This is a genomic window from Dyadobacter sp. (genome assembly GCF_039919315.1).
Taxonomy (GTDB): Bacteria; Bacteroidota; Bacteroidia; order Cytophagales; family Spirosomataceae; genus Dyadobacter.
This window is the reverse complement of record NZ_JBDSFX010000082.1, coordinates 17,686-40,986: the sequence shown is the minus strand read 5'-3', so window position 1 is coordinate 40,986 and position 23,301 is coordinate 17,686. Positions and strand designations below refer to the sequence as shown.

Here is a 23,301-nt window from a genome sequence, read left to right as displayed (position 1 = left end):
CATTAAAGGAAAACTGGGAGTCTATGTGGCAGGTCGCGGAGCATTCAATGATTTTATCCTACCAAAACTCGATAAGCGCCTTAACAACATCAGGGCGAAATTCGGAGAGCTGTCGGCCAAGTCTTTCTGGCGGGTCAATGAGCGGAATACGGTAACGTTGATGGGCTATTATAGCAATGATTTTTTCAAAACAGATTTACTGACGAACCTACCGAATGTAGTAGGCAATGATACGCACTATAAGCACATTACGACCAATTCCATGTTGCGCTGGCTGCATGTAATCTCGCCGAAACTGAATTTACAAACCTCCGTCATTTATGCCAGATATGCCCCGGACATAGGTACCGCCGAAAAGGAAACAGGGAATGTAGTCAGGTTGCGATCGTCGGTTGAGCAAAAACAGGTGAAGTCCAACATTAACTACCAGCTGACCAACCACAAGTTTGAAACCGGTCTCATCGCGACGAGATATGAGATCAGGCCCGGCACATTACATCCGGGGCTCAGCCAAAGTGTTAATTACATTTCCACTCCTACCGAAAGAGCCAACGAAATCGCCTGGTATGCAGATGACGAGATCAATTTTTCCAAAAATCTGGCGCTATCCGTCGGTTTGCGCTATTCCCGTTTTATGGCAGTTGGTAAATCCATTGTCAGGAATTATTCGTCCGATCAACCCCGGGATGATTTTTCGGTGGTTGATTCCACGGTGTATGGTAGCGGAAAAATTTCCAAGTCTTACGGAGGGTTCGAGCCGCGAATTGGGTTGCGGTATGCTCTAAATGACCAAATTTCGCTCAAATTCGGCTATAACCTGATGCGGCAGTACATTCAGGTGGTTTCCAATACCGCAACGCCCATTCCAACTTCACGGTGGAAAACAAGTGATACGCACATCAAACCGCAGATCAGCAACCTTTTCACGGCAGGCTACTACCAATCTTTTGATAATGATATTTATGAAGTGTCCGTGGAAGGTTATTACAGGATGGCCAATAATATCATCGACTACAAACCCGGAGCAGATTTCCTTTTGCAGCAATATCCTGAAACCCAACTGGTACAAGGACGTAACAAGTCGTACGGACTGGAACTGATGCTGACCAAGAAAAAGGGAAATGTAAAAGGCTGGGCAAATTATACATTTGCAAGGTCACTCAACATTGTAAATGAAGGCGCAGCACTAATCGAGCTCGTAAACCGTGGCGGCTGGTACCCTGCTAATTACGACAAACCGCACAGTTTCAATGCCTCGCTGGACCTGACCGTCGATAGTCACAATTCATTCGGCTTCACATTTGCATACAGTACCGGCAGGCCTTACACCGAGCCGATTGGCTTTATCAATTACCAGAATAACGTCTATCCATTTTACGATAAGCGCAACAATAAGCGCATTCCAGATTACCACCGACTCGATTTCGCCTGGAATATTTATAATCCCAGCATGAAGAACCGGAAATGGCAGGGTCACTGGACGTTCTCAGTTTACAATTTATACGCGCGAAAAAATGCTTATTCTGTATTTTTCAAGACAGAAAATGCGGTCACGAAAAGCTACCAGCTCAATATCTTCGCTACGCCGATCGTGTCGGTTTCCTATAATTTTGTGCTGTAATTATTTCTTGCGGCTGATCACCACAAGTTTATCATTATTCCGCGCAGCGATGATCGCGTCGCCGTTTTTTAGCTTAATCTTTCGGAGCTTTTTAACCTGCCCTTTTACTGACAAACCATTCAATGGTCCCGCCGTGAAATTACAGTTACCATTGTTGATCAGTACTGTTCCATAATCGCTGTCATACCGGCCCATTTGAATGTTACAATTATAAAAATTGCCCATGATGAGCACGTCAGGCAGTTTGTCGCCATTGCCGTCGATGATCTGAGCGTCGTAAAATGGTGTCCATTGTGCCTGGTAACCCAGCGGCTTTAACGTAAAGTTGCCTTTCCCATCATTCACCAGCACAGCGTTTTGGAAGTAGTCGGCTGACCGCATTTGTGCAGACTTCAACTTATCCTCTCCCACCAAATCCGACAGACTCGCCTTGGCAAATTGAGTTGCATAAATGTATTTTTTTCGGATTACAGGCATCTGTTTCTCCATTTCCAACTTGGTAGGAAACAGCGCCTCCTTGCCATTCAGGTAGTAAGTCAGGATCGGTTCCTTCCTGCCATTGCCGTCGTAATCATTGATATACATCTTGATCGGCTCTTCCGAACTGGCCTTCAAGCGGCTGTTAAGCCCCAGATTCCCAGCCAGAATATCCACATCTCCGTCCCCGTCAAAATCAAAAGGCATGACAAAATTCCACCAGCCTTTCTTGTCTGTCAGCATTTTCTTAGAGAAGCTTTTGCCGTCATTCTGCATCATACAAATCCCGTCCCATTCCAATGCAATGACCAGGTCCTGATCTCCATCCTTGTCCATGTCGGCAAGTTTAGCGTTTTTCACATAACCAATGGTCGCCAGATCTTTCGCATACTGGTTCGTAACATCCGTAAACCGGCCGGTACCGTCGTTTTTTAACAAATATGACCTCGGTATTTCACCATAATTCAGGGGTACCGCGCGCCCTCCTATAAATAGATCGACCACTCCATCACCGGTAAAATCAAATGGAATGACGCAGGAAGCCGTGACGTAAACATTCGAAAAAGCATCTGTCTTGGGACTGAGCTTACCTTTTCCATCATTCAGATAGACACGTGGCATCTGGTACTCCGAGTTATTGGAATACTCATTTCCACCATTCGCCACCACCAGGTCCGGATGGCCGTCGCGGTTCACATCCGTCCATTCCGCATCAACTTCCTCGTAAGTGCTGTCCCTCGTCAATGCTGGCTGAATAGATTCCTTGAACTTGCCATCTGCACTTTGCAAGAACAAATGATTTCTGAGTTTTTTGGAAGAGCCTACAAAAATATCTTCCAGCCCGTCGTGGTTAATATCCGCCACAGCAAGCGCCGGACCGTCGCCGGTTACTTCGAATGGGATCAATGAGTTACGGTCGAATTCTACGAAATTATTCTCCTCGTGCTTCACATCCACGCCCAACTTGGCGGCAATGTCTTCGTAGGAATATGATTTGTCAGCTCTACTTTCTTTAAACTTATTATAATCAAAAATGGGGAGATTGGCTTGATAAGTCAATGACAATGAATCCTTTAAATCACTGCCTTTCAAAACCTGATAATGGTTATCAGGCCAGATAACCAACATGGAATCCACGTCAGCCTTTCTACCCAAACCAATGTTCAAAGGAACTTCCATACTCGACTGAAAACCGCGCACCGGAAACTTCTCCATACTGATCACCTTGTCCTTCTTGAAAACCAGACATTTGGCACCGATCGCATTCAGGTTTCCTTTGGCTCCTTTCAGATAAACTCTTGTAAAGTCGTTTTTAGCTGACTTCTTGTTGTTCAGGTTTTCGTAGATAAATGCCTTCTCATTAATGTTATTGGTCACAATGTCCAGATCACCGTCATTGTCAAGATCTGCGTAAACAGAACCATTGGAATACGAAACCTGATCATTCCGGATCGAACCGCCCCAGTCTTTGAAAGCCAGATCGCCCTGATTGGAAAAGAATTTATTGGGTAGCTTGATCTCGGGCAGCTTATCCGCCAAACCCGGGTCATTTTCATCGAAGTTTTTATTCCTGATCTTTTCCTGCACCACATCGTCCGACACAAACTTAATGTAATCGGTGTCATTCATTCTTTTCGGGATGCCATTTGAAATGAATAAATCTTTCAGTCCGTCATTGTCAAAATCAGTGAAAAGTGCTGCCCATGACCAGTCAGTGGCGTGAACACCAGAATACATTCCTATTTCGCTGAACGTGCCGTTTCCGTTGTTGTATTGCAAATTGTTCCTTGCAAACTGGTAGTTATAACCCTGCCGGATCTTGTACTGAAAAATACTGTACATATCCTCTCCTTCCGACTTTTTAAGAATCTCATAATCAGAGGGAAGCATATCCAGGGACACGATTTCAGGAAAAATATCATTGTTGAGGTCACCAATGTCCACGCCCATGGAAAACTGGCTGGTATGCATCAGCGACGAATCGGTCATGTCACGGAAAGAGCCGTTTTTCTGATTGATGTAGAGGTAATCATTCTCGTGAAAGTCGTTTCCGACGTACATATCCGGGTACCCGTCAAAATTGAGGTCGCCTACGCCCAACCCGAGCCCGTAGCCCAATGCTGAGCTGTGAATGCCTGTTGTCTTGGTCACTTCTACATATTTACCACTGTCATTCCTGAAAAGCTTGTCGCCAGCCAATGGATGATAGGTGTTTTCAAAAAGCGCCCTCCGACCGAATGTGCCATTTTGATGAACGGAATGGTTAAGCTGAAACATATCGAGGTCACCGTCCAGATCGTAGTCAAAAAACATGGCCTGCGTTCCAAAAACGACCAGATCCAAACCATACTCTTTCGATTTCTCAGCATAAACCGGAATACCTTCCTTCGTGATTTCCTGACAGACAAAAAGCAGGTTATGACCCTTCATCGAATCAAAATCCCCTACCTGGCTGATGTAAATATCCAGCATACCGTCCTGATTGATATCCACAATCGATACGCCGTTGGACCAACCTTTTCCTCCTTTGAAATTCGCTTTTTCGGTAATGTCCTCAAACTTCATCCCCGACTTGTTCAGATAAATGCGGTTCGGTTCCTGATTGGCCGAGAAGCAGAGATCTACCAGTCCGTCGTTATTCAGATCTCCCGCCCCAACACCGCCGCCATTGTAAAAATACATGTAGTAGAAAATGTTGAATTCCTTAGTCGGTTTCAATGTATTGGAAAAATCGATGCCGGTTTTTTCGGAGGTTAGCAGGTCAAAATTGTAATCCTGCGCATCTTTTTCCTTCGAGCAGGACAAGCCAATCCAGCATAAACTGACTAACAGAATATGATTAACAGTTTTAAGAAAACGTGTTGGAAATTTTAAGAACAAAACAATGTGGTTTTACAGTTTGTTGATTTTGAACAGGACTGGCGCTGCATTATTGACCAGATTGATCAGATACGGCGCTCCCTGAATGGTGATCGGGCTGATCTGTTTTACCTCGCCATCGATCGCAAAACCGCTTTGGTTACTCAGCAAAACATCGAATTTCATATTCCCTTTATTGATCAGCACATTGCCACGGCAGGCATCCAGACTTCCCAGTTGCGGAATAAAATGAGTAAAATTACCGCCGACGATCAGGTCCTGCTTTCCGTCATGGTTCACGTCCTGGCTCTGGATCGCATTCAGGCAGGAAATTTGAACCATATAAGGAAGCTCAGTCAGCTTGAAATGCCCTTTTCCGTCATTGACCGCGATGGCCGATTGTAGGTAATTGACCGATTTCTCCACGGCAGCTTTGAGTATATCTTCCGGAAACAGATCCTGAATCGCCTGTGTCGCGTACTCGGAATGTTTAAGGCTGGTCTTTTTCAATAGTGGAAATTGCGTGGTTAATTCTCGTTTTAAAAGGATCGGCACGTCTTTAGAATCGACAACTTTGGTAATCACTTTTTCGATTGTCCCGTTTTTGTTGAAATCATTGATCCAGATCTTCATAGGCGATTTTTCAGAAGCTTTCAGCGAAAAGTTTTCGCCAATATTCCCCAAAACAATGTCCTGATCCCCGTCCCCGTCCATGTCAGCAACCTTAATACAACCCCAGAAACCCGCATAGGCCTCCATACCGGACTCCATTTTAACGAATTTTCCTGCCTGAAATTTAAAGACGACAGGCGCCATCCAGTCTCCGGCAACAATCAATTCTTTGGCTTTATCCCCATCCACATCCGCCCAGGCTGCGTCCCGGATCATGCCCAATTTCAGAAACTGTGGCGCAATTTCCTTCCCAATATCCTTAAAAACACCTTTTCCGTCATTCTGATACAGGTAACTTCTCGGACTAGAACCGTACTCCCGGGGAACGCTTCTACTACCCACAAAAAGATCAATGTCACCGTCCCCATCGTAATCATGTGCTGCAATAACCGCAGTATTCATGGAATTAGGTGGCAATGCTCTGGTATTGATCGCAAAATTACCTTTGCCGTCATTTAAATATAGTCTCGTCGGCAAATCCGGACTGGTTACCAATGTTTCATTTCCTCCGCTTCCGACGATCAGGTCTTGGTCGCCATCACCGTCTGCGTCGAAAAAAGTAGCCGCAGTATCTTCAAATCCAGCCAGCTCCGTGAAAACCTTCTGTACAGATTTGATAAATAACCCGCCTTTTTGCAAATATAGTTGCCCGCCTTGCCCCTTGCCGCCGCAAATGTAAACATCGTCGGTACCATCGCCATTTACGTCCCCGATTGCGGCTTTGGGTCCTTCCTGTGATAACATGATCGGAATGTTCCGCTCATTATAAAAATCTTCGTACTTATCTTCCTCATGTGCGTCAAATCCGTTGCTAGCAACCACAGTGAGCGGTGTGGCGATTTTCTTAACAGGCGAAATAACCGCGTCAACCGCGTCCTTGATTGCAAAGTTTAATGTCGTATCTGTTTTGAACTTCGCTGTCCTCGTCACTTTTCGGTTAGGCCACATAATATGGACCGAATCGATCTGCGTTATTTTCCCCAATCCAATGGTCATCGGATATTCGGTACTCGACTGAAATCCGCGTGCGGGATTCAGTTGTTTGCTAAAAATCTGATTGCCTGCGTAAACCGCTATCTTAGCCCCGATCGCAAAGGTATTCTTGCCTTCACCGGTCAATTTTAGCTTCACATAATGGTTCTGCTTCTGCTCCGATTGATTTTTATATACAAAACAAGGCTGGTTCACATTGTTAACGACCAGATCCAGATCACCATCATTGTCCAGATCGGCATAGGCAGCACCATTGGAAAATGATTTGGCACCCAAACCAAATTCCTCGCCTCTCTCCTTGAACTGCAAATTTCCCTCATTATGAAAGAAGTTATTCGGGATCGGGTTCGATGGCATCTTGTCAATGATACTCTGCATATTTTGTTTTTCGCCTGACATGACCATTTTCTGGGTCACTTCATTGGCAAAAAAATCGATAAAGTCCTGGTCCAGAATGTCGTGATTAATGCCATTGCTCACATAAATATCCGTTCTCGCGTCATTGTCAGCGTCGAACAAAAGAGCGCCCCAACTCCAATCACTGGCAGCCACACCCGCATAATTCGAGATTTCACTGAACGTACCGTCCTGATTGTTGAATTGCAGACTGTTCTGCATGTATTGATTGTAAAAACCTTTTTCCTTTTTCAGATTGAACAGGTAATGGTTTTCGAATGAAGTGCTGGTTTTGTAACGGTACCCATCAAGAGGAAGCATATCCGTCACGAACAATTCAGGGTAGCCGTCGTTGTTAATATCCGCCATATCAGCGCCCATAGACGCTAAACTGGTATGTTTGACGCGCTTTTCAAGTTCTTCGGAGAAAGTACCGTCCTTTTGGTTGATATAGAAATAGTCTTTTTCGTAAAAGTCATTGGAAACGTAAATGTCCGGGTACTGGTCACCATTAATGTCGCCGACCGTCACACCCAACCCAAATCCAATGAGGCTTCCATAGATACCGGCCTCCTCGCTCACATCCACGAACTTGCCATTATCATTGCGAAGCAGCTTGTCGCCGCCTCCTTTCAAAAAGTCCTTGACCGGCCAATCCTTTGCCCGCAAATTACGGTCGTTGGCATAGTTGAGTGTGTTTACAGGAATAAAACTGTTGTTCAGGATATAGGCATCCAGGTCGCCGTCCAAGTCGTAATCCAGGAACGCGGCATGCGTCGTATAACCCGACTCATTGAGGCCATATTGTGCAGCCGACTCTGTAAAAGTGAGGTCGCCGTTGTTAATGTAAAGTGAGTTTCCCTGCTTCTTGACAAACTTCTGGTAGCCCGCATTACAGACATATATATCGAGCAGCTTGTCGCCGTTCACGTCCACCATCACTACGCCGGTACTCCATTTCATCGGCTCGGCGACTCCTGCTTTGGTGGTGATATCTTCAAATTTCCAGTTGCCTTTATTGAGATAGAGCTTGTTATCGCCCATGTTGGCGGTGAAATAAATGTCGGGTAGACCGTCGTTGTTAATGTCGCCTATCGCCACTCCGCCACCATTATAGAAATTGCGGTAGTTAAAAATATTAATGTCCTCGCGGTCCTCTACCTTGTTTATAAAGTCGATACCGGTTTCAGAAGCATCCAGTTCTTTAAACAACCCGGCTGGCTTATCCGTTTTTTGGCAGGATAAAAGGAAAATTAAAAGCCCGAATAGAGGGGTATTTTTTGCAAAAATGTTAACTATAATTGTCATTTATCTAACTTGGTGGAACTGAAAACTTCGTCTTCAGTAATATTTGACCAATTGATGGCGGGCATTTTATAAACGATGAACCCCTCGGCTGAAATATACTTGTCGGGTTGTTCAAAATCACTGTATTTGCCAACTCTGCCTGTTATTTTAAAAACCATTTGGTCTTTGGCAAAAGTAATAGCCTCTATTTGCCCATCCGTCATCATATAGCCTTCGCCAATCATATTTTTGGGGTCAATGAGCTTTCCTATTTTCAGGCTGGCATTGAATGCATCTTTCAGATCGACCTTTTTGACAATGGGATTTTGTGCATACCATTTCTCACCGCCGAGGCTGAGCATCGTTTTTCCCTCAAACTGATTGGTTAACGCAAGGCTAAGCATTTGATGCGACAAAGTTACCTGGCCCTTGAAAACACTTTCCGCAGGATAGAATTCCTTTCCGTTAAAGCTGATGATAACCTTCGCCTCGTTCTCTTTAAGTGCTTTAAAAATCTGCTCGACCCTTTCGTTGGAGGCGTTGTTTTGACTGCACCCAAAATTCAAAAAGCCTATTAAAATCAATAAACAATAACCAACTCCTGAACGCTTCATTTGATATCTCAATAAAAAACAAAGATGCCCGGAAACTTCGGGCATCTTTGGCAAAAACTAAGTTGAAATAATTAATATCCCGGGTTCTGAGTAAGATTTGGATTGGAAACCAAAGCCGCAGAAGGAATCGGATAAAGAACAGTATAAGCCTCTTTTACAGATGCACCTAATCCTGTTGTGAATTTACCAAAACGAATTTCAGTAGTTCTTTTGAAACCTTCCCAGTAAAGTTCACGTCCAATTTCGTCAAACAGATTCGCTTCTGTCAACGAAGCCAAAGCAGTTGCACCACGGAGACTTCTCAAAGCATTGACCTGGGTAAGTGCTGCCGCAGCATTTCCGCCTCTCAGCAGCGCCTCAGCTTTCATCAGGTAAGCCTCTGCATAACGCATCAGAAGATATTTTCCGGAATTTGCAGGGTGATATTTGATAACGCGAATTCCCTTATCCGTTGCAGCACCAGCCAATGGTACATCTTTGGTAAACTGCAAAGGCTTCTGAGTACGGGTATCGATCACAACAGCACCTTTATCATCATACTGCTGACCAATCAAGAAGCCATAGCTTATTCCTGCAAACTGGCTACCATCTTTTTTAGCAGGTTTTCCGATACGTGTATCCTTCGCTTCGAAAGTGTCGTAGAAGTCAGCCAATGTTGCAAACCCATTCCATCCTGATGGGTTTTGACCATAATGCAAAGTCATCATCCAGCGGTTTTGAGCTGTTCCTTCCTGCACATTGAAGATAGGCTCTGTTTTCGCGCTTGAAGAGAAAGCGTTAAAATAGTCTGACTCCAATGCATATCCGTCAGCTGTAATGGCATCCACATAAGCTACCACCTTATCCATATCCGCTTTATCGAATGTGTAGGGACCTGCCGGAGTAGCGCTTTTGTAAACTGCCTTATTTAAAAGCAATTTGGCAAGAAGGAAGTTCGCTGCTGCTTTTGAAGCTGTTCCGTTCGTTACGCTTGGTCCTTTTTTAGGAAGGTTTGGTAGCGCCTCTTCCAGATCTTTCATTATATAATCGTATGCTTCCGAGCGAGTTAGCACCTTGGGTAGCTCGTCAACGCCCTGCGTTACTTCGCGGAACGGAACTGCACCCCAGTAATCCATTACCCAATACATATTATAAGCTCTCAAAAACTGCGCTTCCGCTTTCTGCACCGCAGTAGGATTGGATGCAATGATCTCAGTAGCCTTATATGCTCTCTGGTTCAGGTTGTTCCATGCGCTGAGGATCGCGGAGTGAGTCGCGTCCCAGGTATGCTGGTCCAATGTACGCCAAACCCCGTTATCACCCCAGTCCACACCGCGTGTAGGCGGGATCATCTCAGCGGTAACGTGCTCTCCAAGAGCGTAAATTCCGCCCTGATCCGAATAGGTGGATAAATCTTTGTAAGCAGAAGCTAACGCCTCGGGAACGTTCACCGGAGCAAATTTCCCATCAGCGGATTTATTCACCACTGAATCTTTCTCTTCGTTAACAAGGTCAGTACAAGCTGACAAAACAGCCATGCTCATCCCCGCAACTAGTACTTTATATATTTGACTGGTTTTCATTTTTGTAACAAATTAAAATTAGAATGAGACGTTTACGCCAATAGTCCACGTTCTTGCTCTTGGATATGCTGTATAATCTATACCAAATGAAGGAATATCATTCAAAGATTTGTTGGTACTAACCTCTGGATCTTGTCCGTCATATTTGGTAAACGTTAGCAAGTTCTGTCCGGTAACGAAAAGTCTTGCGTTGCTCAGGATTTTGCTGCTCTTCATTGGAATACGATATCCCAAAGTCAGGTTTTGTAATCTTACGAAATCGCCTTTTTGAAGGAAGCGGGTTGATACGTCAGGAGCATTCAATCCACCTTCTCCGTTTCCGATCACATCTTTGGTCACGTTACGTCCGTTAGCAAATGATCCTTGTGTAAAGAATGCGTTGGCTGTATTAGAGTAAAGGTAGTTTCCGAATACACCGTTAAAGAAAATATTCAAATCGAAGTTACCGTATTTCAGGTTATTTGTCAAACCAGCATTCACTTTTGGAAGCGGGCTTTTTCCGCCAAGGAATTGCTGGAAGTCTCCGTTTGGATAAATCGAGTTTCCATTTTCATCATATCCGCCGAATTCACGAAGGAAGTATGCAAATAATGGCTGTCCTTCTGCCAGACGTTGTGCAAATGCACCTGTTAAACCTTGTCCATTGATCTCACCTGTATCATAAACACCGATCAGGTTCTTAATCAGGTTTTTGTTATAGGACGCATTGAACAGCACTTCCCATGAAAACTTCTTGCCGTCTACCACCACTGCATTCAATGCAAGCTCTATACCACGGTTCTGAATATCGGTATCCAGGTTACGGTATACAAACGGGTTTGGTGCAGGCTGAGCCGCCACAACTTTGAACAACAGGTCTTTGGTGCTTTTGTTATAAACATCAATGCTACCTGAAAGTCTTCCTTTCAAGATAGAGAAATCCAAACCTAAGTTTAATGCAGCCGTTGATTCCCATTTAAGATTAGGGTTGTTGAACGCGACTGCATTCAAGCCACCGCCCGTGATAGCGTCGCCACCCTGGTTGATCACATAGTCGCCGTAACGATCTCTTCTGTCATATACGTTGTGAGGAATTGCCTGGTTACCAGTAACACCGTATCCTACTCTCAGAGAAAGATCCGTAAACACTGTCTTAGGTATGAAATCCTCTTCAACCAGCTTCCATTTGAATGCGCCGGAAGGGAAGTAACCGTATTTGTTGTTACCTCCAAATTTAGACGAACCATCCACACGCAATGTACCGGTAAAAAGGTATTTGTTTGAAAACCCAAGGTTAACACGACCAAAGTAAGATTGCAGCTCATCTTTCACATAGCTAGAATTCTGAATAACAGAACCTACGCTTGAAAGTGAGGTTGCGTCTTTAAGTCCAACAGTTCCTGCAATACCCAGGTTATTGATCATCAAATCGAGATCATTGGTCCGGAAGTTGGCAGCCGCAACGTTTTTACTGCTGTTTTCAAAACTTTGATAAGAATAACCTAGCAATGCATTCAGTGTTACACTCCCGATTTCTTTATCATAGGTAAAATAGTTTTCCCACAACTGGTTGTTGCTTTCCACGTCACGAATATAAACGCGACCAATTTTCTCTATACCTGCAACGACCAGTTGTTTTGAATATGCCTGCTTTCTGCTAGACATTGATTTATCAAAACCAAGCACTGTTTTAAATTTCAAGCCTTTGAAAATTTCGAGCTCAGCGTTGATGTTACCCAGTGCGCGAAGCGTGTTACTGTAATCTTTAGACAGCTTGACAAACGCGAGCGGATTTGGTTCTGTGGTAGTCGACTGGTTCAGGGAATCACCTTTGTAGGCTGAACGTGTAGGGTTAGCTTTCAAAATACTACCCATCAAATCTCCTTCAAACCCAATGTTTTCGGAGATAGGAACGCCAGTATCTTGTGTATTTGCAAAATTCAGGTTGCTACCTATTGTGAGTTTGTCACCGATGAATTTCTTTGTTCCGCTAAAACCTACACTGTAACGTTTTACATTGGATGTCTCCACGATACCGTCCTGGTTCAGGTAACCCAATGAAAACCGGTAATTGCCAGAAGCATCTCCGCCGCCGTAAGAAAGGTTATGCTGATGCGTCAATGCAGTTCTGAACAACAGGTCCTGCCAGTCGGTATTCGAGCCTTGATCCTGTCCGCCGGCTGCCTTGTATTCAGCAGCATTCAGCAAATCGTATTTTTTGGTAATGTTACTGATACCGACAGAATATCCGTAGTCCAGTGAACCCTTACCTCTACCTCTTTTGGTAGTGATCAAAACAACACCATTAGCACCACGAGAACCGTAAATAGCTGTTGCAGAAGCATCTTTCAGGATGTCCATGCTGGCAATATCGTCCGGGTTCAGGAAGTTCAATGGGTTTTTGGCTGGCTGACGTCCTACACCCTGGTTATCGCCACCGCTGGAAGTGTTATCCCCGCTCAGAGGCACACCGTCGATCACGAAAAGCGGGTTATTTCCACCAAGTACGGACGACGTACCCCGGATACGAACGTTGATACCACCGCCCGGCTCACCGCTGGACTGGGTGATCTGCACACCGGCAACGCGGCCCTGCATCAATTGTTCAGGAGAGGTCACGATCCCTTTTTGGAAATCTTTCGATCCCAAAGCAGAAACGGCACCGGTTGCATCCTTTTTCTTCACCGTTCCGTACCCTACAACCACCACTTCTTCGAGGGCTTTAACATCCTCGGAAAGCACTACATTTAATACTGATTTATTTCCAACCGCCACATCCTGCGTCTCATATCCGATAGCACTGAAAGACAATGTTGCATTTCCGGGAACGCTGATCTGGTAGTTACCTCCCACATCCGTATTAGTTCCTTTGGTGCTTCCTTTGAGTGTTACCGTTACACCCGGAATACCACCCGTTTTGGCATCCGTAACTTTACCGGATACACTCACATCCTGAGCCATCACGCTCATTGTAGTACTGATCAGCATCAACAATACTGCCAGAAATCCTGATCTGTAAGCTGAAAATTTTACCGAAGCCAGACCATCATTTGCAATGCATGGATCATGTTGACGAAGTAAAAAAAAGGACAATTTCATCATAGGTTAGTTATTAATTTGGTAAAAGTCAAAACTCGCAATTGTATCATTTTAACATTGTCACATAACTTACTCAAAAAGCTCCCAGACGCATCGAAAAGCCTATTTTTCTGAATATTAATGGGATTTAGTTTAAATTTAACATTACGGGTAATACAAAATAATATAAATAATTCGGATAATACAATAACGGAAGTCTAAAAAATGTGCATTAAAATCATTTTATTTAACAAACCAGTTACATTTATAATTATAGTGCAATAGACTTATTTGAGAAGTACAAATAGGGTCACAACCGCTTATTTTTTTAATAAACATTTAATCCGGAAACGGTTTTTCAAAATATTATATCAGTTCAAAACACGCAAAAATCTATCTTAAAATTTTGCTGGAAATCCTTACCGGTTGTGCGTAACTTTGGTTCGATTTTCTAAGTTTAATTACATTTATGACATCGCCGTCTTCTGTTTCCGGTTCTGACCTGAATTCGCTTGCCCAACAACTTGAAGGTGACTTGTATTATGACAATACAATGCGCACCTTGTACGCTACGGATGCCTCCGCGTACCGTGAAATGCCCTTGGCAGTGGCTATTCCCAAAACGATCAGCGACATCAAAACCCTGATCGCGTATGCAACTAAAAATCATATATCACTGATCCCCAGGACAGCAGGAACTTCACTGGCAGGGCAGGTAGTGGGAAATGGAATTGTCGTAGATGTCTCTAAAAATTTCACCAAAATACTGGAAATCAATGCCGAAGAACGCTGGGTGAGCGTACAGCCGGGCGTAGTGAGAGATGAGCTGAACATGGCTTTGAAACCGTACGGGCTATATTTCGGACCAGAAACTTCCACAGCCAACCGCGCGATGATCGGCGGAATGGTCGGGAATAACTCATGCGGCTCCAATTCCATTGTTTACGGCAGCGCCAGAGAACATACATTGGAAGTAAAGGCGATTCTGGCGGATGGTTCGGACGCTGAATTCAAATCCGTTTCGGGTTTGGATTTCAGGACGTTACTGGGCAATGCGCAACAGAAAAACGGAAGTGCGTCGCTTCTTGACAAGATATACCTCAAAACACATGAGATACTAAACTCGCCGGAAAACCAGGCTGAGATCAGAAAAAACTTTCCCAAGCCAAGCATTGAAAGACGCAACACCGGTTACGCGCTCGACATGCTGCTGCATACGGAACCTTACGCAAACAGCTCAGAATCAGCAGAAATCAAGCCTTTTAACATGTGCAGCCTGATCGCAGGATCGGAAGGTACATTGTGTTTTTTAACTGAAATAAAATTGAACCTGGTACCGCTGCCTCCCAAAACCCAGGGACTGGTTTGCGTGCATTGCGATACCATCGACGAAGCGCTCCGTGCTACGATACTGACATTGAAATATCAGCCGCAAGCGGTCGAGCTGATCGACGATTATGTGCTAGAATGTGCCACTACGAACGCGGAACAGAAGAAAAATGCATTTTTTGTCAAAAACAAACCAGACGGGACTTTCCCCGCGATATTGGTAGTGGATCTTTCGAGAGAAACCAAAGAAGAAGTGGAAAGTCTGGCAGCTGAAATGACCAAAGAGTTGCAGGAAGCAGGCATTGGCTTCCATTACCCGCTTCTTTTTGGAGATGATACCAAAAAAATATGGACGTTACGGAAAGCAGGGCTAGGACTGCTGGCCAATATTCCCGGTGATGAAAAAGCAGTTGCGGTGATAGAAGATACTGCTGTGGACGTTTACGACCAACCGAACTATATCCGCGATTTTAATGTGATCCTGAAAAAGCACGGCATGTCCGCCGTGCATTATGCCCACGCAGGAACCGGTGAAATCCATCTTCGTCCGATCATTAACCTGAAAACCAGCGAAGGTCACAGGCAATTCAGGATGATAGCGGAGGAAATCGCTGACCTGGTTAAAAAATACGACGGCTCACTTTCCGGCGAACACGGCGACGGCCGTCTGCGAGGCGAGTTTATCCCTAAAATGGTCGGAGAGCATAATTACCAGCTTTTTAAGGAGATCAAAAAGGCCTGGGACCCGAATAATATTTTCAATCCCGGCAAGATCGTCGACACCGCTCCGATGGATACGTTCCTTCGCTACGAAGCCGACCAGCAGACGCCAGAGTTCAAAACGTATTTTCGTTTTCAGGACCAGGATATATTGCAGCACGCGGAACAATGTAATGGGTCGGGCGACTGCCGCAAGACTGAAATGAGCGGCGGTACCATGTGTCCGAGTTTCATGGCAACCCGCAATGAAAAGGACACTACCCGCGCCCGCGCCAACATTCTGCGCGAAATGCTGACGCGTTCGCCGAAAGAAAACCGGTTTGATAATCAAGAAATTAAGGAAGTATACGACTTATGCCTGGCCTGCAAAGGCTGCAAAGGTGAATGTCCATCCAATGTGGATGTGGCCAAACTGAAAATGGAATTTCTGCAGCAATACCACGATGTTCATGGTGTTCCGCTGAGGTCATGGCTGGTAGGAAATTTTTCCAAGATGACGGGTATCGCGAGTTATGTTCCCTGGGCTTACAATTTGATTTTCAAGAATGCACCGCTGCGTAAAATCGCCAACCGCGTGGTAGGTTTTCACCCTGAACGTACCATGCCATTGTTGCACAGTACCACATTGATGAAATGGTACGAGCAACGCAAGAAGCCGAATGTGGCTGGTTCTCGCAAGGTTTATCTGTTTTGTGATGAGTTTACCAACTATAATGATGTTGAAATAGGCAAAAAATCTATCCAGGTTTTGGAAAAGCTGGGTTATGATGTGATCATTCCAAAACACGGACCTTCCGGGCGTCCGCAGCTGTCGAAAGGTCTTTTGAAAGATGCTAAAAAAATAGCCGAAGAAAACATCCGCCTTTTGAAAGACATCATTTCCTACGATACGCCGTTGGTGGGCATCGAGCCGTCGGCAATATTAACATTCCGTGACGAGTATCCTGATCTTGTCGATGAAAGTATGCTTGAAGATGCCAAAAAGTTAGCGTTGAATGCATTGCAGTTTGACGAGTTCGTAGCTCGGGAAATCGAGCTGAAACACATTTCCAGAAACCAGTTTACCAAGGAGAGGCGTTTGATCAAATTACATGGACATTGCCAGCAAAAGGCGATTTCCAGTATGGTACCGACAAAGAAAATGCTTTCGCTCCCTGAGAATTACACCGTCCAACTCATTCCTTCAGGATGCTGCGGAATGGCGGGATCGTTTGGCTACGAAAAGGAACATTATGATATCTCCATGCAAATTGGCGAATTGGTACTATTCCCTGCTGTGCGTCAACAACCAGAAGAAGTAATCATTGCTGCGCCGGGAACAAGCTGCCGCCATCAGATCCACGACGGTACCGGCCGTAAAGCCATGCACCCCGCTGAGATTCTCTGGGAAGCGCTGGTTTAAGCAGAGACTTACCAAGTCTGCGAGACTTGGCAAGTCTTGTTCTTTTTACAAACCAGCAATAAAAGGCGCCTGCCTTAAATAGTTATTATCCGCCAACTGCGCGATCATAAAACGCGCGATATCACCCGCACTTATTTTACTCCCGGGGCAATCTTCCAGATCAACTTTTACATTGCCTTTTTCATCATTGAATTCAATGTAAGGCACCCTCACTAGTGTCCAGTCTACACCACTAGCGTCCAGGATTGCATATGACTTTTGTCTGTCCTCGTGGATAATGGGGAATGTTTCCTTCATCCATGCCGTCGCCTTTTGCGTTTCAGCACTCTTTTTGTCAAAAGGTGTATCAATATTCAGCCCAGCCAGTAAGATGAATTTTACCCTTTCTGCCGAAATCTGCTGTTTTTGAATCGCACTTATCACGTTAGTCACGGCTTGGCTGGCCACAAGAGGCTCATCTTTGCGCTGCCCCACGGTACTGAGCACAGCCTGGCAGCCTTCGATAAGCATATCGACCGCTTTTGCGTCCAGAACATCTCCTTTTACTATTTCGATGAGCGGATCTTGAATGGTGAAAGTTTCGGGATTGCGGAGCAGTAGTCGCAGTGAGAATCCCTTCTGTAGTAATTGGTCGACTATATATTTGCCAGTACGACCTCCACCGCCGATGACGGCTATTTTTTGAATTGCTTCCATTTCTCTTTCATAAAATATAAGACATAAAATTAACCCAGCGCTGCCTGGCGCCGGTTGTCACAACAGATTACTCACGCTGCAACGGATGCTTCTATATTTTATCAGGAGATTTGAATGCGACAAAGATAGAGGTTTTGGGAAAATTTAAACCTAGTAGTGACCAAATCGAAATCATTCCGTCTCATTGATAAAGTCCTGACTTCAAGATCATGAATTTAAGCCACATCGAAAGAGACTTTATAACCGATATAAAGGAAAAAATAAGGAAAGCTCAATACGAAGCACTAACCGCAGTCAATACCAGATTGATTAGTTTGTACTGGGAAATTGGCAAATCCATTGCGGAAAGACAATTGGAAAGCTGGGGCAAATCCATTGTCCCGACCCTGTCCAAAGAGTTACAGGCGGAGTTCCCTGGAACCGGTGGTTTTTCGACTACAAATATCTGGTATATGGTGCAATTTTACACTGATTATCAGTCGAATATAAATCTCCAACCATTGGTTGGAGAAATTGGGTGGAGTAAGCATATTGTGATCCTTTCGAAATGCAAGAATAGCCAGGAACGACAATTTTACATTCTATCTACAAAGAAATTTGGATGGACTAAAAATGTTTTGATCCATCAGATTGAAAACAAAACTTTTGAGAAATATCTGCTTAATCAAACAAATTTTGATCAGGTATTGCCTGAGACATTAAGCCGACAGGCAATGCTTGCAATCAAAGACAGCTACACATTTGACTTTCTTAATCTAGCCAACGAGCATTCTGAAAACGAATTGGAATTGGAGTTAGTAAAAAATATCAGAAAATTTCTACTGGAAATGGGAAGTGATTACACTTTTGTAGGCAATCAATATAGAATACAGGTAAATGACCGGGATTACTGGGTTGACCTGCTACTATATCACCGTAAACTGCAATGCCTCATTGCCATTGATTTGAAAATTGGAGAATTCGAGCCCGAGCATAAAGGAAAGCTCGAATTTTATCTCGCAGTATTGAATGATAAGGTTAAACTACCTCATGAGAATGAATCAATTGGAATTATCATATGTAAAAACAAAGACAGGACCATCGTGGAATACTCGTTAAAAAATGGAACACTTCCGATTGGCGTCTCTACCTATAACACCACGAACTTGCTTCCACACAAATTTAAACAGTTATTGCCAAGCCCTGAGGAAATTGCTGAGCGGTTAACGGATTTTTACAAGTAACATTCTTAGCAATGCTTTTACGTACCTTTACCGCCATTCAACTTTACCCACAACACATTCAAAATGGAAGTAAAAGACAGTAATGGCACCTTGCTTTCGGAAGGTGATTCCGTGAAAATAATTAAGGACCTGAAAGTAAAAGGCAGCTCTGCGACATTGAAAAGAGGAACGCTAGTGAAGAACATTCGCCTGACTGATGATGCCGAAGAAATCGAAGGTAAAGTGGAAAGAAGCGTTTTGGTTCTGAAAACGATGTTCCTGCAAAAAGTATAGACCTGGCTGCTAAAATTACTAAAAACACTACTTTCTGGGAATGTATTCCTAAAAAGTAGTGTTTTTTTAGGAATCAATTCCCGAAAAGTAATGTTTTTGAATATATTTGTACGATGATAATAAGAAATCTGCAATCTATAATCGAATCAAAACTTCATGATGGCAAAGCCATCATCCTTCTGGGCGCACGTCAGGTGGGGAAAACCACATTATTAAACCAGCTATTTGCTAACAAGGAAGAAACGCTATGGCTCAACGGAGATGAGCCTGATGTTCAGGCTTTGTTCGAAAACGCGACATCTTCTCGTTTAAAAAATCTATTCGGTGACAAGAAAAATATTGTCATTGATGAGGCTCAACGCATTTCCGACATCGGGTTACGCTTAAAATTAATAACAGATAACATTAAAGGTGTTCAGCTCATCGCAACCGGAAGTTCGTCTTTCGAATTAGCCAATAAGGTGAATGAACCATTGACAGGTCGTAAATGGGAATACAAAATGTTCCCAATCTCCTTCGGTGAAATGGTTAACCACCACGGATTATTGGAGGAAAAAAGACTTTTACCACAAAGACTTGTTTATGGGTACTATCCGGATATAGTTAATCATAATGGCTCAGAGAAAGAAATACTAAAGCAATTGACTGACAGCTATTTATACAAAGACATCTTAATGTGGGAAAATATACAGAAACCAGAAAAACTTCTGCGCCTTCTGCAAGCCCTGGCCTTTCAAGTTGGCTCGCAGGTTTCCTTTAATGAGTTGGGGCAGATATGCAGTCTGGACAATAAAACGGTTGAAAAATATATCACCTTACTAGAACAAGTCTTCGTAATTTTTAGGCTGGGGACATTCAATCGTAACCTTAGAAATGAACTTAAAAATAGCCGCAAGATTTATTTTTATGACAATGGAATTCGAAATGCGCTGATAGCTAACTTTAATCAACCCGAACTGAGGACTGATATTGGTGCCTTGTGGGAGAATTTCATCATCTCAGAAAGGATGAAATTTATAAACTACCAGGGAATATGGGCAAACAGCTATTACTGGCGAACAAAAGAACAAACAGAAATCGATTATCTTGAAGAATCGGACGGTAAATTAAGCGCTTATGAATTCAAATGGAGCGCTAATGCCAAGGCCTCTTTCTCAAAAACTTTTTCCAACGCCTACCCGGATAGTGAATTCAAAATTATACACAAAGACAACTTCGACGAATTTATCTTGTGACAAACCAAGCTGTTAACCCCAATATCAATTCCGCCCCAGATTAAAATTCATCGTCGTGCCGATACGGAGGGCGGTGCTTTTATATTTGAAACCCTCAAAACTGTTCACAACCTCTACCCGTAATGGAAAACGAATACCTATGTCCAGACCGTAGCCAAGTTCGGTATAGTTGTCAGATGCAGGTGTTGCGAGGTAATGCAGGAAAAAGTTTTCTTTAATCCCCAAAACCCGGAACCAGGTGATTTGGGTGAGCAGGAACTTGCGGAATTCACTCAGCACATGCGCCTCAAAAAACTGGTTTGCAGTACTGTACCGGTAGTAATCCAGCATTCTGAATGTACTCACCGGGTCGCCTAGCTGAAAGAAAAACCGGTTACCGGCAAAATGTTGGTAATCGGGAAAGAAAACCGATTTGTGATTCAGGAACTTCCCCGCCGCCAACTTGTAACTCAACTTGCTTCTGACACCCGTTTCAAATCCATGCTGGACACCGATCTGCACAAAATCAAAATCCACGTCGCTTTCGAATGCATCTTTGATCCCTTTCCGGTAACTGATTGAAAACTTGGGAGTATCATCGTCGTAGAATGACGTCTTGCCACTTTTCGTTTTGTATTTCTGCCAGGGTTTGTAAGCAGCGGATACACCCACCGTCAGCGCCTGATGTTGTGGCATTTCGTAGGTCGGGTTTACATTCTCGTCAGTCACTTCCGCATTCATTGGGATATTGGAGGTGAACTCCCTGCGTTTCCAGTCGATCCAACGATAGGAATTGGTATTTATCAAATTTTGTAATGGAGTCCGGTAAGCATATTCAATGTTCGCTTTCAGTTCGAAATGCTCATTTTCGCGGTTGGTTTTGAAATCCATTCTAACGAAATTCTTCTGATACTCCTTGATGAAATTCCTTTCCAAAAACAATGTCGTCAATGTGTTCAAAAGCGGATGCATCGGATTTTCTCCGTTGAACTGAGAGACAGTTTGCCCGCCCGAGACATTCATCGTGCTCCGTTTCCAGCCATAGTCAATTCCAACGGTGGGCATTAATCTCTCCCGCGCAAACGAGTACCTGGTCAATGCATTGAACGACCATTCCTGACCCTGCCTCACGGAAAAACGTTTGATACCCGACGAGCTCAGCTGCACGCCCTCCTGATTATTCTTTGGATTACCTCCCCGATATTTCAGTTTCAGTCCGCCGCCATTTAAAACCAGCCCCTCCACCGTATTCACCTGCGCGCCCAAAAGCGGGCTGACATAATCCAGTCGCCACGGACTTTTTTTGCCCAGCCGAAAGCTATGGCCTGTTAGTACGCCTCCGAAGAAGCTATTCCCGCCACCCTTTTTACTCTTTTTTGTCGTATCAGATTTTGCAACTTTAAGACTATCGCGCTGTTCCTGAGTACCTTCATTCACCACAACAATGCTATCCAGCCGGGTGTAGCTTTTCACTTCGGCCGTGGTGAGCGGTACCGTCCGGATCGAATCCCAAAACGCCATACTACGCATATTGGCCATAGAATCAACCTGCGTAGAATCGTTTCTGGTGAAATCCAGGTCAATATCCTCCCCTTTTTCTTCCTTCGCTTTTAGGTCCTGCTTTTCATATTCCTTCATCATTTTGCGCAGGTTTTTGGCAGAAAACTCCTTCTGCTTGCTCACTACCTCTTCCAGCTTTTGAGATTTTATTTCCCGGCCCGTCAGCTTGATCTTTTTAGCTTCCTCTTTTTGTCTTTTGTCATCAACCACCACGATGTCAGGCTTGAAAGCGGGATTGATCTTAATGTTGGAAAATGATTGAGAAATCACAAAATCCCCTTTCCCTTTTAAACCGTAAATGCCTCCTTGCACGTGAAATTGCTGATTAACAGGCATCCAAACGTCCTGCACCGGGCTGTAAACCTGTTTGATATCAATGGTAAAACCAGTATTAACAGTTTGCAGGTCAAGACTGTAAATGCTCCATTCGTCTTCGATAATGTGGATCGTACCGCGGTAAACGCCTTCGCCATAAGATCGTGGCGTAACCTTTATTTTATTGACTTCGATACCATTTTCCCTGAAAGCACCCTGATATTCGAATTTGTAGTAAGCAAATGCCCTCGGAGAAAGCGGGGATACCGCTTTTACCACTTCGGGTTGATAAAAACTGGTCAGTAAGTAAGCATTGGGATTGGCAAAACCCTTGTCCTGGCTATTACGGGCTGCGATCACCTTTTGTTTGTAGGAATTGGGCTGCTTGAAAGTTACTTCCGAAACGCTCTCATTCAGGATAGGAACGCCTTTTTTAAAATTGGACTCCTTTTCCATTTCCTTCAGTTCTTTTTTATACAAAAACTCCATCGGAAGATCGGTGACTACGATCGAGGATTTGGTGTAAGCCTTTGCTACATAGCTATCGACCTGCAACAAATGATATCTGCTTTTGGCAATCGCCCGTCGCATGATCGTATACGCCGGATCTTCGTCCTTGTTCCCGATACGCACTTCGCCCAGGTTAAGCGCCTGCTCCTCCATCGTGAGGTCGAACGTTTCCATTTTATTTTCGACCGTAAATCCTTTCTGTCCTGTTTTGAAACCCAAATACTGAAAAATAACTTCGTAGTAACCTGGTTTCAAATCGAGCAGGTACTTGCCTTCTTCATTGGAAATGGTACTGATACTGGTCCCTTTGACCACAATAGCGGCAAAAGGAAGCGGCTCCCCCTTTTTTGTTTTGATCGTGCCCTTAATGCCGGAAGCAGGTGTGGCTGTCTGGGCAAAAATGGCAGGGGCTAAGAAAATAATCAGGAATACGGCTAATAGGAAACGTTTCGGCATACAGGGTCCGGATTGGAGATATATTACTTACTGGTAGATGCATTTAAATATAAAGCGGTTGCATG

Annotated in this window: 12 protein-coding genes; 5 read left to right on the top strand and 7 right to left on the bottom strand. The window is 44.1% G+C overall.

What is annotated here, in order from left to right; translation table 11 throughout:
• Positions 1-1,621 (top strand): TonB-dependent receptor (locus tag ABIO93_RS22510; protein ID WP_348071869.1); only part of this gene is annotated, 1,621 nt, incomplete at its 5' end.
• On the opposite strand, the gene ABIO93_RS22505 is transcribed toward ABIO93_RS22510, so the two are convergent.
• The 5 genes from ABIO93_RS22505 to ABIO93_RS22485 form a co-directional block, all read right to left on the bottom strand.
• Positions 1,622-4,903: a VCBS repeat-containing protein gene (locus tag ABIO93_RS22505; RefSeq protein WP_348071867.1), complete on the bottom strand. Its 3,282-nt coding sequence runs from the start codon at positions 4,901-4,903 to the stop codon at positions 1,622-1,624.
• Between the two features lie 87 nt (positions 4,904-4,990).
• A complete protein-coding gene (locus ABIO93_RS22500) occupies positions 4,991-8,326 on the bottom strand; it encodes a VCBS repeat-containing protein (RefSeq protein WP_348071865.1) in 3,336 nt (1,111 codons plus the stop codon).
• Positions 8,323-8,919 carry a hypothetical protein gene (locus ABIO93_RS22495; protein WP_348071863.1) on the bottom strand — a complete coding sequence of 199 codons (597 nt, stop codon included), beginning with the start codon at positions 8,917-8,919 and terminating at the stop codon, positions 8,323-8,325. Before ABIO93_RS22495 ends, ABIO93_RS22500 begins: the two co-directional genes overlap by 4 nt.
• A gap of 71 nt (positions 8,920-8,990) precedes the next feature.
• Positions 8,991-10,481, bottom strand: a complete 1,491-nt coding sequence (locus ABIO93_RS22490; RefSeq protein ID WP_348071861.1) for a RagB/SusD family nutrient uptake outer membrane protein — start codon at positions 10,479-10,481, stop codon at positions 8,991-8,993.
• 18 nt (positions 10,482-10,499) lie between these two features.
• Positions 10,500-13,562 carry a TonB-dependent receptor gene (locus ABIO93_RS22485; RefSeq protein ID WP_348071859.1) on the bottom strand — a complete coding sequence of 1,021 codons (3,063 nt, stop codon included), beginning with the start codon at positions 13,560-13,562 and terminating at the stop codon, positions 10,500-10,502.
• Positions 13,563-14,007: 445 nt separating this feature from the next.
• Between ABIO93_RS22485 and ABIO93_RS22480 the strand changes: the two genes are divergently transcribed.
• Positions 14,008-16,989: an FAD-linked oxidase C-terminal domain-containing protein gene (locus ABIO93_RS22480; RefSeq protein WP_348071857.1), complete on the top strand. Its 2,982-nt coding sequence runs from the start codon at positions 14,008-14,010 to the stop codon at positions 16,987-16,989.
• 45 nt (positions 16,990-17,034) lie between these two features.
• Here ABIO93_RS22480 and ABIO93_RS22475 read toward each other — a convergent pair whose 3' ends face one another.
• Positions 17,035-17,685 carry an NAD(P)H-binding protein gene (locus tag ABIO93_RS22475; protein WP_348071855.1) on the bottom strand — a complete coding sequence of 217 codons (651 nt, stop codon included), beginning with the start codon at positions 17,683-17,685 and terminating at the stop codon, positions 17,035-17,037.
• A gap of 209 nt (positions 17,686-17,894) precedes the next feature.
• On the opposite strand from ABIO93_RS22475, the gene ABIO93_RS22470 reads away from it, so the two are divergent.
• From ABIO93_RS22470 to ABIO93_RS22460, 3 genes are all read left to right on the top strand, one after another.
• The gene (locus ABIO93_RS22470) at positions 17,895-18,908 is read left to right on the top strand and encodes a PDDEXK nuclease domain-containing protein (protein ID WP_348071853.1); all 1,014 of its coding nucleotides are present in this window, start codon (positions 17,895-17,897) and stop codon (positions 18,906-18,908) included.
• A gap of 63 nt (positions 18,909-18,971) precedes the next feature.
• The gene (locus tag ABIO93_RS22465) at positions 18,972-19,181 is read left to right on the top strand and encodes an alkylphosphonate utilization protein (RefSeq protein ID WP_348071851.1); all 210 of its coding nucleotides are present in this window, start codon (positions 18,972-18,974) and stop codon (positions 19,179-19,181) included.
• A 113-nt stretch (positions 19,182-19,294) separates the two neighbouring features.
• A complete protein-coding gene (locus tag ABIO93_RS22460) occupies positions 19,295-20,416 on the top strand; it encodes an ATP-binding protein (protein WP_348071849.1) in 1,122 nt (373 codons plus the stop codon).
• Positions 20,417-20,440: 24 nt separating this feature from the next.
• On the opposite strand, the gene ABIO93_RS22455 is transcribed toward ABIO93_RS22460, so the two are convergent.
• On the bottom strand, positions 20,441-23,236 hold the full coding sequence (locus tag ABIO93_RS22455) for a DUF5686 and carboxypeptidase regulatory-like domain-containing protein (protein WP_348071847.1): 2,796 nt from the start codon (positions 23,234-23,236) through the stop codon (positions 20,441-20,443).
• Positions 23,237-23,301 lie beyond the last annotated feature (65 nt).